A 14,426-nucleotide genomic window follows, 5' to 3' on the forward strand; every position below is an offset into this window, starting at 1 on the left:
TCCCCCGATGATGGGCGTGACAGCCGACACCATACGCGGTATGCAGCGGTGCGCAATACGCGGTATGCATCGGCGCGCCGAAGGAGGTAATTGATAGACGGAGAGTGACCGGTCAGGCGCAGACGACCTGCACGCCGGCGGCGCGGAACGCGTCCACCACCTCCGGGGCGGCGCCGGAGTCGGTCACCAGCGTCTCCACCCGCTCGACCGGGCAGATCCGGGCGAAGGCGTGACCCCCCAACTTGGACGAGTCCGCGATGATCACCACCCGCTTGGCGCGGGCCACCATCAGGTTGTTCATCGCCGCCTCCCCCTCGTGGTGGGCGGCGGCGCCGAGCTGCGGATCGATCGCGTCCACACCGAGCAGCGCGACGTCCAGGGTGACCTCACGCAGCAGCGCCCCGCCCAGCGGGCCGACCAGCTCGAACGACTTGGGACGCACCACCCCGCCGGCCACCACGACCTTCATCCGCGACCGGACCAGCAGTTCGTTGGCGATGTTCAGCGCGTTGGTCACCACGGTGAGCTGGGCACCCTCGGCGCTGGTGTTCAGATCCGGCCGGACGGCCAGCGCCCGGGCCACCTCAGTGCTGGTGGTGCCGCCGTTCAGGCCGACCACGGTGCCGGGCGTGACGAGCGCCGCGGCGGCGGCGCCGATCCGCTGCTTCTCCGCCGAGTGCTTGGCGGTCTTGTAGCGCAGCGGCAGGTCGTACGAGACCCCGTTGGCCACCGCACCACCCCGGGTCCTGGTGATCATCTGCTGCTGGGCAAGCTGGTCGAAGTCGCGGCGAATGGTGGCCTGGGAGACGTCCAGCCGCTCAGCGGCCGCCTCGACGCTGACCCGGCCGTTGTCGGTCAGCATCTCGAGCAGGGCGTTCCATCTGGCGTACCGGTCCACCGCGGGGGTCCTCCCACTGACTGCACGAACGGTGATTGATTGCGTGCACACTAGTGCGCGAAACTAGGCTTGCGCAAAAGACCGGCCTGCGCGATCGGCTGGTCGGTTGCCACGGCCACCCAGTTTCGCGCAGAATGACGCGCGAAATACGGGTGTAACGAGCCGTATTGCGCACCGGCCGGCCCTGCGAGGAGTTTCCCATGGCATACGTGGACGCGGAGATCGCGAGCCAACCCGACTGCTGGCGGGAGGCGGCCGACCTGGCCGGCGTCGTGCGTGGTGACCTGCCGCGCCCCGGCGAGCGGGTCGCCGTCGTCGGCTGCGGCACGTCGTGGTTCATGGCGATGGCGTACGCGGCCCGCCGCGAGCAGGCCGGCCAGGGCGAGACCGACGCGTTCCAGGCATCCGAGTTCCCCGTCGGCCGCCGCTACGACCGGCTGATCGCGATCACCCGTTCCGGCACCACCACCGAGGTGCTGGAGCTGCTGGCCGCGCTGCGCGGGCTGGTGCCCAGCACCGTCATCGTCGGCGACCCGGCGTCCCCGGCGGTCGACCTGGCCAACGCCGCGGTGACCATGCCCTTCGCCGACGAGCGATCGGTGGTGCAGACCCGCTTCGCGACCACCGCGCTGGCCCTACTCCGGGCCAACCTCGGCGACCCGGTGACCGCCCTCGCCGCCGACGCCGAGGTGGCCGTGCGCGCCCCGCTGCCGATCGATCCGGCCACCATCGGGCAGGTCACCTTCCTCGGTCGGGGGTGGACGGTCGGGCTGGCCCAGGAGGCCGCGCTGAAGTGCCGCGAGGCGGCCACCTTCTGGGCCGAGGCGTACCCGGCGATGGACTACCGGCACGGACCCATCTCGATCGCCGCGCCCGGCCGGCTGGTCTGGGCGTTCGGCGAACTGCCCGACGGGCTGCCCGAGGACGTGGCCGCCACCGGCGCGGCCTTCGTACACAGCCGCACGCACGGGTGCCGCACCGTGCTGGGCAGTTGGGCCGCCGGCCGGACCCCGGTCGACCCGATGGCCGACCTGATCCTCGCCCAGCGCTTCGCGGTGGCGCTGGCGACCAGCCGGGGTCTCGACCCGGACGCGCCCCGTCACCTGACCCGGTCGGTGGTGCTGGCGTGAGCGAGCGCAGCGAGCGAACCAGCAGGCACAGCAGCGTGGCGCGGAGCGTCGGCACGGAGCGCGGCGGAGTGCCGACGTGAGCGACGGCCAGGCCGTGGACACCGACCGGGTGGTCGTCGCGCTGGACGTCGGCGGCACCGGCATGAAGTGCGCCCTGGTCCGACCGGACGGCGTCGCGGTACACACCGAGCGGTACTCCACCGACGCCGCGCGCGGCCCGGCCGCCGTGGTCGGCACCATCCTGGACGTTGCCGAGGGGCTGGCCGGCAAGGCCCGCGCCGACGGGCTCACCCCGGTCGCGCTCGGCATCGCCGTGCCCGGGGTGGTGGACGAGGCGCGCGGGGTCGCGGTCTGGTCGGCGAACGTGGGCTTCCGGGACGTACCGCTGCGGGACTTGGCGGTGGCGCGGCTCGGCCTGCCCACGGCGCTCGGCCACGACGTGCGGGCCGGTGGCCTCGCCGAGGCCCGGCTCGGCGCCGGCCGCGGCACCGGCCACGTGCTCTTCGTGGCGATCGGCACCGGCATCGCCGCCGCGCACGTGGTCGACGGCACGGCCGCCGTCGGCGCTCACGGCGCTGCCGGGGAGATCGGCCACATCCTGGTACGTCCCGGCGGCCCGCGCTGCGGCTGCGGTCGGCCCGGCTGCCTGGAGGCGGTCGCCTCCGCCTCCGCGATCGGCCGCCGCTACGTGGAACTGGCCGGCGGGACGCCCGCCGAGCCGGTCACGGCGGCCGAGGTGGCCGAGCGGGCCGCAGCCGGCGAGCCGCTCGCGGGCCGGGTCTGGCAGGAGGCGGTCGAGGCGCTGGCCGACGGCCTGGCCTCCGGGCAGGCGCTGTTCGACGTGGCGACGATCGTGCTCGGCGGTGGCCTGGCGCAGGCCGGGCACCGGCTGCTCGACCCGCTGCGGACGGCGCTGCACGAACGAATGACCTTCCACCGGGAGCCGCGGCTGGTCGCGGCAGCCCTCGGCGACGAGGCCGGCTGCCTCGGCGCCGCTCTGCTCGCCCTGGACGCCGCCGGCGTCCGTGACCATCAGGAGAAGCGATGACCGTGCGGGTGAACGGCCGAGTGGTGACCCCGACCGGTGTCATCCGGCAGGGCTGCGTCGAGTGGGACGGCGACCGGATCACCGCGGTGGCCGAATACCCGTCGGTCCGCGACGGGCACTGGATCCTGCCCGGCTTCGTCGACATGCACACCCACGGCGGCGGCGGGCACACCTTCACCACCGGGGACGCCGACCAGGCCCGGTCCGCGGCGGCGTTCCATCTGGGCCACGGCACCACCACTCTGCTGGCCAGCCTGGTCAGCGCACCCTTCCCGCTGATGCGCGCGGCCACCGAGGCGTTCGCACCGCTGGTCGACGCGGGCGTGCTGGCGGGCATCCACTTCGAGGGGCCCTACCTCTCCGCCGTCCGCTGTGGGGCGCAGAACCCGGAGTACCTCCGCGACCCGTCCACCGACGAGCTGGCCGAGTTGATCGAGCTGGGTGGGGGCGGGATCCGGATGGTCACCCTCGCCCCTGAGCGGGACGGCGCGCTGGAGGCGATCAAGCTGCTCACCGCCCACCGGGTGGTGGCCGCGGTGGGCCACACCGACGCCACCTACGAGCAGACCCGCGCCGCGATCGCCGCCGGCGCCAGCGTCGGCACCCACCTGTTCAACGGCATGCGGCCGGTGCACCACCGCGAGCCCGGCCCGGTGGTGGCCCTGCTCGACGCACCCACCGTGGTCTGCGAGCTGGTCGCCGACGGGGTGCACCTGCACGACGGCATGCTGACCTTCGCCACCACGACCGCCGGCCCGGACCGGGCCGCGCTGATCACCGACGCGATGGCCGCCGCCGGTATGCCCGACGGCGAGTACGAGCTGGGCGGTCAGGTCGTCACCGTGGCCGACGGGGTGGCCCGGCTGGCCCGCGACGGAGCGATCGCCGGCAGCACCCTGACCATGGACGCGGCGCTGCGGCACGCCGTGGAGGCCGGGATCCCGATCGCCGACGCGACGCGGATGGTGGCCACCACCCCGGCCCGCGCCATCGGCCTGGGCGACCGGGTGGGTTCCCTTCAGGTCGGCCTCCGCGCCGACCTGGTGGTGCTCGACGAGGACCTGAACGTGGTCCGGGTGCTGCGCGGCGGCTCCTGGGTGGAGTGACGGGCGCTCTGCCCGGCCTGGCAGCCCTGGCGAATCCGAAGCCCCAGGCTCGGGTCAGCCGAGGGTGGAGACCTCGACGCCGAGCACGGCCTGCTCGTCGGGGCGGTGCACCAGCACGTCGGCCAGGTACGACTGGACCGCGTGACGCATCCCGACGTCCCGGCCGGCCCGCTCGGAGAGCAGCCACTTGTGCTCGATGATCTGCGCGAACAGCTCCTGCGGCTCCAGCTTGCGGCGCAGGTGCGCGGGCACCGCCCGGACCACCGGCTCGAAGACCTCGGTGAGCCAGCGGTGCGCCGCCTGCTGCTCGTCGTTCAGGTCGCTCTCCGCCCGGTAGGCGTCCAGGTCGTTGAGCAGCTTGCGCGCCTGGTTCTCCTCGGCGTCCAACCCGGTGAGTCGCAGCAGCCGCCGGGTGTGGTAGCCGGCGTCGACCACCTTCGGCCGGACCAGGTAACGCCCGTTGTCAATGGTCGACATGGCCACCTCGGCCACGTCGAAGCCCAGGTCGTTGAGGCGGCGGATCCGGCCCTCGATGTCGTGCCGGGCCTCCCGCTCGACCGCCTGCTCGTAGGTGATCTCGTGCCAGAGCCGCTCGTAGCGCTGCACGACCTCCTCGCAGACCAGCTCCGGGTCGATGGACTCGTGCAGCAGACCAGCGGCCTGCAGGTCCAGTGCCTCGCCAAAGATGTTGACCCGGGCGATCTCCAGATCCTCGCCGCGCTGGCCGTTGGAGAGTGAGTTGTGCAGCGCGCCCGTCTCCGCGTCCACCAGGTACGCCGCGAAGGCGCCGGCATCCCGCCGGAACAGCGTGTTGGACAGCGAGCAGTCGCCCCAGAAGAAACCGGTCAGGTGCATCCGCACGATCAACGCGGCGAGCGCGTCGAGCAGCCGGCTCATCGTCTCCGGCCGCAGGGTGTGTGAGAAGAGCGCCCGGTAGGGCAGTGAGAACTGCAGGTGCCGGGTGATCAGCACCGATTCGAGGGGTTCCCCGTCCTCGGTCTGCCGGTCGGCGACCACCGCCACGGCCTCGACCGACGGGAAGTCGATCCGCTCCAGGGCCCGGAGCAGGTCGTACTCCCGTTCGGCGATCCGCTCGCGAGTCTCCTTGAACGCGTAGACGTACTCACCCAGCCGGACGAACCGGACGATGTGTCGGGAGATGCCCTGCGGCAGGGCCACCAGGTGCTGGGCAGGCCACTCCTCCAGCGGTGTCGACCAGGGCAGGTCGAGCAGCGCCGGGTCCACGAGGGCAGACGTGATCCGCACGGGCACAAGCATGACTGGTCTCCCCCCACATCCGCCTCTCATCGTGGCTGGGCACACAGCGCGGGACGGCGGCCTCGTCCGGTGCCGGTAGCGTGGTCGCGTGCGGGAGACCACAGCGGTACGACGTCACCTGCGGCTACGGCCGGTCCGGCCGGCCGGCTGGTGGTTCGATGCCCTGCTGGTGCTGGGGCTGGTCGGGCTGACCGTGGCGCTCGCCGCGGACCAGTTCTTCGGGCTGGACCGGGCGGTCGCCGACTGGGCCGACGGGCATCGGCCGGCAGTCGCGTACTGGGCGGCCCGGGTGCTGAACCTGCTCGGCCAGGGCACCCCGCTGACCTTGATCGCCGCCGGGCTGGGTGTGCTGCTGGCCGTCCGGCTCCGGTCGCTGCGACCGGTCCTGCCGCCGGTGGTCGCGTTCGGGCTGACCTACCTGACCATCGGCCCGCTCAAGGTGTGGACCGCCCGGGCGGCGCCGAGCGCGAGCGTCAAGGAGCCCTACCTGCCACCCGAGCAGACCCTGCCGCTGTTCCACGACGACCTGCCGGTCCGGTTCGCCCAGTCCTACCCGTCGGGGCACGTCGCCAACGCGATCGTCTGGTACGGCGTCATCGCGCTGCTGCTCGTCCCGCTGGCGCGCAGCTTCGGCCGGCAACTGCCGGCCCGGCTGGTCATCGTGATCCGCGTGGTGCCGCCCCTGGTGGTGCTCACCACCACCACCTACCTGGGCTGGCACTGGCTGACCGACTCGGTGGCCGGGCTGCTGCTCGGGCTGATCCTGGACCGGCTGCTGCACCGGGCACCGTGGGACAACCTGCCGCTGCCCGGCCGGCTACGCCAGTGGGACCGGCCGTTCACCTCGTACCCCTAGGGTGCGGCGGGTGAATCACCTGGCGCGACGGCTCGACGTACCCGATGCGGTGGTCATCGGGTTGGGCTCGATGCTCGGCGCGGGCGTCTTCGTGGTCTTCGGCCCGGCCGCGGCGGCGGCCGGCGGCGCCGGCCTGCTGCCCGCCCTGGTGCTTGCCGGCTTCATCGCCTTCTCCAACGCGACCAGTTCGGCCCGACTGGCGGCCCGCTATCCGGAGTCCGGCGGGACCTACGTCTACGGACGGGAGCGCCTCGGGCCGCTGGCCGGCTTCGTGGCCGGTTGGGGATTCGTCGTCGGCAAGACGGCGAGCTGCGCGGCGATGGCGCTGACCATCGGGGCCTACCTGTGGCCGGGTCAGGCCCGGCTGGTCGCGGTCAGCGCGGTCCTCGCGGTCACCGCGGTGAACCTGCGCGGCATCGGCAAGACGGCAACCGTGACCAAGGCCCTGGTCGCGCTGGTGCTCGCGGTGCTGGCCCTGGTCGCGGTCGTCGGCGTCGCCGGTGGCGACCTGGCGCTGGACCGGCTCGGCGATCCCGGTGGCTCCGGCCGGGGCGTGTTCACCGCCGCCGGGCTGCTGTTCTTCGCCTTCGCCGGGTACGCCCGGATCGCCACGCTCGGCGAGGAGGTCCGTGATCCGCAGCGGACCATCCCCCGGGCGGTGCCGCTGGCGCTCGGCGTGGTGCTCGCGATCTACCTGGTGCTGGCCGTGGTCACGATCGGCGTGCTCGGCCCCGACCGGCTGGCCGACTCCGCCGCGCCCCTGGTCGACGTGGTGACCGCCGCCGGGCTGCCCGGCCTGGCCTGGGTGGTCCGCGCCGGGGCCACCATCGCCGTCATCGGAGTGCTGCTGTCCCTGGTCGCCGGGATCGGCCGGACCACACTGGCGATGGCCCGCCGCCGCGACCTGCCCGGCGCGCTGGCCGCCGTACACCCCGTACACCAGGTGCCGCACCGGGCCGAGGTGGCCGTGGCTGCCGTGGTGATCCTGGTGGTGCTGCTCGGCGACGTGCGGGACGCGATCGGCTTCTCCAGCTGCACCGTGCTCGTCTACTACGCGATCACCAACGCGGCAGCGCTGACGCTGGGCCGGGAGCCGGGGCGGAAGCTGCCGGTTCAGGTACTCGCCGGCCTGGGCCTGGTCGGCTGCCTGCTGCTCGCGGTCAACCTGCCACTGAGCAGCGTCCTCGCCGGCTTCGGAGTGCTCGCCGTCGGCGCCGCCTGGTACGCGCTACGGCCTGGTCGCCGCTGACCCGAGGAGGCCACCGGCGACCAGGGGTCAGCGACTCAGCCGCTGGTAGCGGCGCACTGCCAGCGGAGCGAACGTCGCGATCAGCAGCACCGGCCACACCACCGCCAACAGCATCGCGTTCTCTGCCGGCCAGGAGTCGCCACCCAGGCCCGGATTGCCGAACAGTTGGCGGATCGCCGCGACGGTGGCCGACAGCGGGTTCCACTCCGAGATCGCGCCGATCCACGGCGGCATGAGCTCGGGCGACACGAACACGTTGGAGATCGCGGTGAGCGGGAACGCCGCCGGGAAGACGATCACGCCGACCGTGTCCGGATTGCGGACCAGCAACGCCAGGTAGATACCGATCCAGGTGATCGAGACCCGCAGCAGTAGGAGGAGCCCGACGGCGAGCAACGCCCGGCCCACGCCCTCTCGCCACTGCCACCCGACGAGCAGGCCACAGACCAGCAGGGTGGCCATCTCCAGCAGGGCGCGGAGCAGATCGGCGGCACTGCGGCCGGTCATGAGGGCGGAACGCGCCATCGGCATCGACCGGAACCGGTCCACGACACCCCGACTGAGGTCGAGCGCCACGCCGGTCGCGGTGGCGCCGAGCCCGTACAGCATCGTCATCACGAAGACCCCGGGCAGCAGGAACTCGCGATAGTTGCCGCCGCCCGGCACCTGCATGCCGCTGCCGAACACGTAGCCGAAGACGAGCACGAACATGATCGGCAGCGAGAAGTAGAGGATCAGCTCCTCCGGCGCACGGATCACGTGGATCATGTTGCGCCTGGTCATTGTCCAGCCGTCGGTGATCGCGGCACGCAACCGCGCCAGCGGCGTACGCGCGGGCACCGGCGGGGCCGTGGTGGCCACCGTCTCGACCGATCGCATCGCAGTGGTCATGCCGCGTCCACCTTTCCTCCGGCGCCGACGGGCACGCGGGCTTCGTCGGGGCGGTGCCCGGTCAGGTGCAGGAACGCCTCGTCCAGCGTCGCGCGGCGCAGGCCGATGTCCTCGACCGCGATCCCCGCGTCGTCCAACGCCCGCACCACGTCGACCAGCCCGGTGACCCGGTCGGTCACCGGCGCGCTGAGTCGCCGGACCTCCGGATCGCGCTCGGGCTCCGCGCCGCAGATCCAGGTCACGATGCGGGCAGCCTGGGTCAGGTCGGCCACGTCGCGCACCACCACCTCGACCCGGTCACCGCCGGTCATCGACTTCAGCTCGTCCGGTGAGCCCTCGGCCACCACCCGACCGGCGTCGATCACCGAGATCCGGTTGGCGAGTTGGTCGGCCTCCTCCAGGTACTGCGTGGTGAGCAGCACCGTGGTCCCGTCCGCGACCAGGGTGCGGACGAGGTCCCACACCTGGTTGCGGCTGCGCGGGTCCAGGCCGGTCGTCGGCTCGTCGAGGAAGAGAACGCGCGGCGTGCGGATCAGGCTGGCGGCGAGGTCCAGCCGGCGGCGCATCCCACCCGAATACTCACCGGCGGACCGACTCGCCGCCTCGTCGAGCCCGAACCGTTCCAGCAGTTCGTCGGCTCGTTGGCGGGCCGCCCGTCGGCCGAGCCGGAACAGTCGGCCGAACAGCTCCAGGTTCTGCCGGCCGCTGAGGGTCTCGTCGACGGCGGCGTACTGCCCGGTCAGCCCGATCCGGGCACGCACCTCGTCCGGCTGACGCCGCACGTCGAATCCGGCCACAGTGGCCCTGCCGACGTCGAAGTGCAGCAGCGTGGCAAGGATCCGTACGGCCGTCGTCTTCCCGGCGCCGTTCGGTCCCAGCAGTCCGTGCACCGCGCCGGTCGGTACGGTCAGGTCAAACGTGTCGAGCGCGTGGGTCGGGCCGTACCGCTTGCCCAGCCCTTCGGCGACCACGTCGAATGTCGTCATGCCCCCACGGTGCGGTCGGGCGCTGACGGCTCACGCACCGTCGGCTGACGGCGGCGCACCAGGCACCTCCGGTGCCCCGGCTTTCTCCGCCTCGGTGATCTGGTCGAGGACGAGGACGATCTCGGAGCGCGTGGCTTCGCCGACGTACCAGCCGGTGAGCCCGCCGACCAACGCCTCTTCGCAGAGCCGCCTCGCCTCGCCGAGATCTCCGCGCAGCCGTGCGACCTGGGCGAGGCCGAGCCGAGCGCTGGATACGAACTCCGGCGCGCCGCTGCGCTGCGCGAGGAGTAGCGCAGCGGCGAAGTCGTCCCACGCCGCGGCGAGGTCACCGGCGCGCAGCCTCAGCTCGCCCCGGGTACGCAGCATGTCGGCCTGATCGACGGCCGATCCGAGGCTCTCGGCCAACCCCAGGGCCTCATCCATGTGTGCGCTGGCCGTCTCCGGATCATCCCGCCAGGCGGCGAGTTCACCGAGCGCGCCGAGCGTGATCATGGCCCCCCACCGGTCCCCGGTGCTCCGGAAGCCGTCAAGCGCGGTGACCAGTGCGGTCCTGGACTGGTCCCACTGACCACGCCACATCTGCGCGGAGCCGGTTCCCATCGCGCCGAGCGCGTTGATCCACACGTCCGGGCCGACCAGCTGCCGCAGCTCCCGCATGAGGTCTTCGACGTCCTCGGCACCGCCGGACGGTGGCCCGGTGGAGATCCCCGACAAATACAGCAGGAAAGGTTGTCGAGGCGGCCGGCCGAGGCTTCGGATCATGGACTGCTGCGATCCGGACGGCAGATGGCCGGAACCACCGAGCGAGGCGTTGAAGACGCAGAGGGCGAACTCCTCGCCCAGCCCGGGCGGCGCCTCGGCGCCGAGCAGGTCGAGGACGTCGGCGGCCAGCCGGGCACCTTCCCCACGCATGCCGCGCAGCCACCAGTAGAACGACAGGGCAGCGACCAGCCCGGCCGCGTCGGACGCTTCGCCAGCCGCGGTGGCACGACGCAGCGCCGCATGCAGGTTGTCCCGCTCGGCGTCGAGCCGTCGCAGCCACTGCAACTGTTCAGCTCGCCTCAGGTGGTCGCTGGCGGTCCAGGCGAACTCCAGGAAATACGCGGCGTGCGCGCGGCGTAGCTGGTCGGCCTCGCCGGCTTCGGCGAGACGCTCGGCGCAGAAGGCGCGCACCGTCTCGAGCATCCGGTAGCGACCATTGGTCAACTCGACGAAGGACTTGTCGGCCAGACCGGTCAACGCGTCGACGAACTCGGCGGTGGGCAGGCCGGAAACCCTCCCGGCCGCCTCCAATGTGGCACCGCCGGCGAAGACAGTCAGCCGTCGGGCCAGCCTCCGTTCGGCGTCGTCGAGCAGGTCCCAACTCCATTCGACCACGGCCCGGAGCGTGCGGTGTCGCGGCGACGCGGCCCGGTTGCCCATCGACAGCAGCCGGAACCGATCGTCGAGACGAGCGGCCACCTCCGCGACGGGCAGCGCCCGCAGCCGCGCGGCGGCCAGCTCGATCGCCAGCGGCAGGCCGTCGAGGGTACGGCAGATCCGCAGCACCATCTCGACGTTGGCCGACGTGACGGCGAAGTCGGGCGCGACGTCAGCGGCCCGCTGGGCGAACAGGATGACCGCGGCGTAGTCGTCGGCGTCCAGCACCGACACGTCGGGCGGCGGCAGGGTCAGCCCGGACAACGGGCACAACGCCTCACCGGCCAGCCCGAGCGGTTCGCGACTCGTGGCCAGGACAGACAGCGTCGGGCACGCGCTCAGCAACCGCGCGGCCAACCGGGCCGCGTCGGCGATGACGTGCTCGCAGTTGTCGAGCACGAGGAGCAGCCGCCGCTCGGCGAGCGCCTCGACCAGCCGGTCGGTTGCCTGCCGGTTCGGTTCGACCGGGGCGCGCAGGCCCGCGTCGCGCAGGCCGAGCGCGCTCAGCACCGCCTGCGGTACGTCCGAACCGTGTGCCAGCCCAGCCAGCTCAACGAAGCGGACCTCACTGTCGAGGCGGCCTGCCGCCTCGATCGCCAACCGCGTCTTGCCCGCTCCCCCGGGGCCGGTCACAGTGACCAGCCTTCGCTCGCCGAGCAACTCCCCAACGCGCTTGAGCTCATCCTCCCGCCCGACGAACGTGGTGAGCTGGCTCGGCAGTGCCGGTTCGCTTGTCCCGCGCACGGCCGAATGCGTCTCACCGCGCAGCACAGCCAGGTGAATCGCGGCCAGCGCCGCCGACGGGTCGACGCCGAGCTGCTCGGCCAGCGTTCGCCGGGCGTCCTCGAACTCGGCCAGTGCCTCGGCCGGCCGGCCCAGTGCGGACAGGGCGCGCATGAGCTGGCCCCGCGACCGCTCCCGCAACGGATGCGCGACGACCAGCTCCCGCAGCTCCGCGACCAGCGCGGCATGCGCGCCCAGCGCCAGCTCCGCCTCGATACGATCTTCGATGGCGGCCAGCCGCAGCTCGTCCAGCCGGGCCGCTTGCGCGGGTGCGCCCGCCAGGTCTATGACGTCGGCCAGGGCGGGACCACGCCACAGCTCCAGCGCCTCGCGTAACACGGCCACCGCGCGGGACGAGTCGCCGCTGGCGAGCGCGCGGCTTCCCGCCTCGGCGAGCCGCTCGAACCGGTACGCGTCGACATCGCCAGGATCAATGGCGAGGAGATAACCAGCCGGGTGAAACTCGACCGGGTTGTGCTCGGCGGGCAGGGCCTGGCGCAGCCGCGAAACCTGGGACTGGAGTGCGTTGGCCGCGCCACGGGGCGGGTGCTCGCCGTACAGGCCGTCGATCAGCCGCTCCGCGGACACCATCCGGCCCGCGTCGAGCAGGAGCAGCGCCAGCAGAGCGCGCAACCGCGGACCGCCCACGGGGATCTCGCGCCCGTCGGCCAACAGCACCTGGGTCGGACCCAGGATGCGGAATTGCATGACCCCGATTGTCACTCACGACCAGCCCGTCCCTGCTATCCGGCAAGGCCATCGTGCGAACCCGGTCAGCTCGGCTCGCCGGCCCCATCGGGTTGGCGGGTCAGCCCGCCGTCGTCCGGGGCGGACGCGTCCGGCGGTCCACCGTTGACCGACGGCACCGCCCCGACCGGGGGTGACACCGGAGTAGGCATGGGATGGGCGGAGGCAGCTACCTCCCAATCCGCTGGCCCCGGCGCCGACCTGGGTGCCGCCAGTGGGGTCGGCACCCCACCGAGGACGGGCCCGGCCGGTCGGGGAACCGGGCCGGTGCGGGCGGGCGGGGCGCACTGCCTGGTCAGCCAGTCCAGCCCGCGCCGGCGGGCGACCACGGTGAGCCGGTCGCCCGCGAAGATCACCTGTCGGGGGTCGAGGTCCCTCCACCAGATGGTCTTGGCGCCGCCGGCTGGGGTCCGGGCGATCAACCGGACCTGCCCGTCCCGGTTGACCACGTCGAGCGGCCGGCCGTCCAACTCGGAGCCGGGGGCAACCGGCACCTCGGCGACCGGCAGCGCATGCCGGTCGACCGGGATGGTGGTGATCACCGCGCGTTCGGTGAGTGCCCCGATGAAAGCCGGAGCGGCCAGGTAGGAGACCGAGCGGGACACCCCGAGGGCGAAGGTCTCCTCCACCCGTTCGGCGAAGTCACCGTCGAAGAGCCGCAGGACCACCCGCAGGTCGTCGCGGAGATCCCGGGCCGCCAACGCCGCCTCCAGGTTGGCCACGTCGTCGGTGGACGCCACCACCAGCGCCTGACAGTCCGCCACCGACGCGGCGGCCAGGGTCTCCGGCAGTGCGGCGTCCCCGACGATCAGCGGCACCTCCAACTGGCGGGCCAGGGCGGCGCCACGCGGCTCCGGGTCCTTGTCGATCGCCACCACCTCGACGTCGTACTCGCGGAGCTGGGCCATCACCCGGGTGCCGACGTTGCCGAGGCCGACCACCACGAAGTGACCGACCCGGGCGGGCTGCAGCCGGCCGGTGTGCAGGGCCAGCCGCGCGTTGACGATGCCGTCCACCACGACCGCGGTGATCAACGGAATCAGCGCGAGCCCGGCCAGGTTGAGCACCACCTGCATGATCTGCGCGTCGGCCGCCTTTTCGGTGTCCGGGTCGGCGCCGCTGAGGGTGGTGACCAGCGTCAGGTAGAGCGCCTCGGCCGGGGAGACGCCCTCGGCCCGGGAGATCAACGTGCCGAGCAGCGCGATCACCGCGAGCACCAGCATCACCGCGATGCCGATCTTGCGGGTGGCGAAGCCGCGTACCGCGCGCAGCAGCACCGCCATCGGACGGCGCCGCCTGCGCGCCCGGACCAGCCGGCGGGCGGCGACCTCGGTGCCCGGCGGCTGCCCGGTCGCCTCGGCGAGCACCAGGTCGGCGTCGGCCTGCTCGGCCGGCAGCAGCTCCACCCCCTGCTCCTCGCTGATGTCGGCCAACGCGCAGACCACATCCTGCGGCCGGACGTCGGCACGGCGAGCCACCCGCAGCGTCTTGTCCCGGTGCTGGAACGAGCTCGGGTCGACCTCGCCGAGCGCGGCGGCCACGAACGCCGGTGCGGCCATCTCGGCGTCGGAGAGCACCTCGACCGGCGCCTTGAGCAGCTTGCGCACACCACCGGCGAGGGTGCCGTTGAACATCCGCAGCACCTGACGGACCCGCTGGTCGACGGCCTGGGCGCAGAGCGCGGCGTGCAGGTTGCCGACGTCGTCCTGGTGCAGCAGGGCCAGCCCGGTAGCCCCGGCCAGCCCGGCGGCCTCGAAGGTCGCCACGTCCAGTCGGTCTGACCGGACCACCCGGACCCCGCGCAGCCCGGCCACGTCCGGCCCGTTGGTGCGGTAACGCTCCGGCACCACCACGGTCACCCGGGCCCCGCCGGCCGGCAACTCGGATTCGAGCATCGCCCGGGCCACGTAGTAGGCGAGCGCGTCCCGCCCGCAGATCACGTAGTGCGGTCGGGGGTCCCCGGCGGACCGCAGTCGCCAGTTCCACTCGACCGCCCGTCGCGCCCGGTCCCGCCACGGCTCCGCCATGCCCGGAT

At 72.9% G+C, this 14,426-nt stretch carries 11 protein-coding genes; 5 read left to right on the forward strand and 6 right to left on the reverse strand.

Annotated features, from left to right (window positions below):
* Positions 1–112: 112 nt before the first annotated feature.
* Entirely contained in the window at positions 113–898 is a 786-nt protein-coding gene (locus tag ABZV00_RS04345) for a DeoR/GlpR family DNA-binding transcription regulator (RefSeq protein WP_053654382.1), read from the reverse strand.
* A 200-nt stretch (positions 899–1,098) separates the two neighbouring features.
* Here ABZV00_RS04345 and ABZV00_RS04350 point away from each other — a divergent pair, with 200 nt between their 5' ends.
* From ABZV00_RS04350 to nagA, 3 genes are all read left to right on the forward strand, one after another.
* On the forward strand, positions 1,099–2,028 hold the full coding sequence (locus ABZV00_RS04350; protein ID WP_328421013.1) for a sugar isomerase: 930 nt from the start codon (positions 1,099–1,101) through the stop codon (positions 2,026–2,028).
* Between the two features lie 76 nt (positions 2,029–2,104).
* Entirely contained in the window at positions 2,105–3,076 is a 972-nt protein-coding gene (locus ABZV00_RS04355) for an ROK family protein (RefSeq protein WP_355601747.1), read from the forward strand.
* Positions 3,073–4,182, forward strand: a complete 1,110-nt coding sequence (gene nagA / locus ABZV00_RS04360) for an N-acetylglucosamine-6-phosphate deacetylase (protein ID WP_328421017.1) — start codon at positions 3,073–3,075, stop codon at positions 4,180–4,182. Before ABZV00_RS04355 ends, nagA begins: the two co-directional genes overlap by 4 nt.
* 54 nt (positions 4,183–4,236) lie before the next feature.
* On the opposite strand, the gene ABZV00_RS04365 is transcribed toward nagA, so the two are convergent.
* Entirely contained in the window at positions 4,237–5,460 is a 1,224-nt protein-coding gene (locus tag ABZV00_RS04365) for a DUF4032 domain-containing protein (RefSeq protein WP_328421019.1), read from the reverse strand.
* Between the two features lie 118 nt (positions 5,461–5,578).
* Between ABZV00_RS04365 and ABZV00_RS04370 the strand changes: the two genes are divergently transcribed.
* Together ABZV00_RS04370 and ABZV00_RS04375 are read left to right on the forward strand one after the other, a co-directional pair.
* Positions 5,579–6,316 (forward strand): phosphatase PAP2 family protein, encoded by a 738-nt coding sequence (locus ABZV00_RS04370; protein ID WP_355602019.1) that lies wholly within the window; start codon positions 5,579–5,581, stop codon positions 6,314–6,316.
* Between the two features lie 10 nt (positions 6,317–6,326).
* On the forward strand, positions 6,327–7,565 hold the full coding sequence (locus tag ABZV00_RS04375) for an APC family permease (RefSeq protein ID WP_355601750.1): 1,239 nt from the start codon (positions 6,327–6,329) through the stop codon (positions 7,563–7,565).
* A gap of 27 nt (positions 7,566–7,592) precedes the next feature.
* On the opposite strand, the gene ABZV00_RS04380 is transcribed toward ABZV00_RS04375, so the two are convergent.
* From ABZV00_RS04380 to ABZV00_RS04395, 4 genes are all read right to left on the reverse strand, one after another.
* A complete protein-coding gene (locus tag ABZV00_RS04380) occupies positions 7,593–8,348 on the reverse strand; it encodes an ABC transporter permease (RefSeq protein WP_355602021.1) in 756 nt (251 codons plus the stop codon).
* Between the two features lie 104 nt (positions 8,349–8,452).
* Positions 8,453–9,442 (reverse strand): ATP-binding cassette domain-containing protein, encoded by a 990-nt coding sequence (locus ABZV00_RS04385; RefSeq protein ID WP_355601752.1) that lies wholly within the window; start codon positions 9,440–9,442, stop codon positions 8,453–8,455.
* Positions 9,443–9,472: 30 nt separating this feature from the next.
* The gene (locus ABZV00_RS04390; protein WP_355601754.1) at positions 9,473–12,352 is read right to left on the reverse strand and encodes a BTAD domain-containing putative transcriptional regulator; all 2,880 of its coding nucleotides are present in this window, start codon (positions 12,350–12,352) and stop codon (positions 9,473–9,475) included.
* A gap of 65 nt (positions 12,353–12,417) precedes the next feature.
* Positions 12,418–14,418: an NAD-binding protein gene (locus ABZV00_RS04395; protein ID WP_355601756.1), complete on the reverse strand. Its 2,001-nt coding sequence runs from the start codon at positions 14,416–14,418 to the stop codon at positions 12,418–12,420.
* Between the last annotated feature and the right edge of the window lie 8 nt (positions 14,419–14,426).

The organism is Micromonospora sp. NPDC005173 (assembly GCF_040608515.1).
Lineage (GTDB): Bacteria > Actinomycetota > Actinomycetes > Mycobacteriales > Micromonosporaceae > Micromonospora.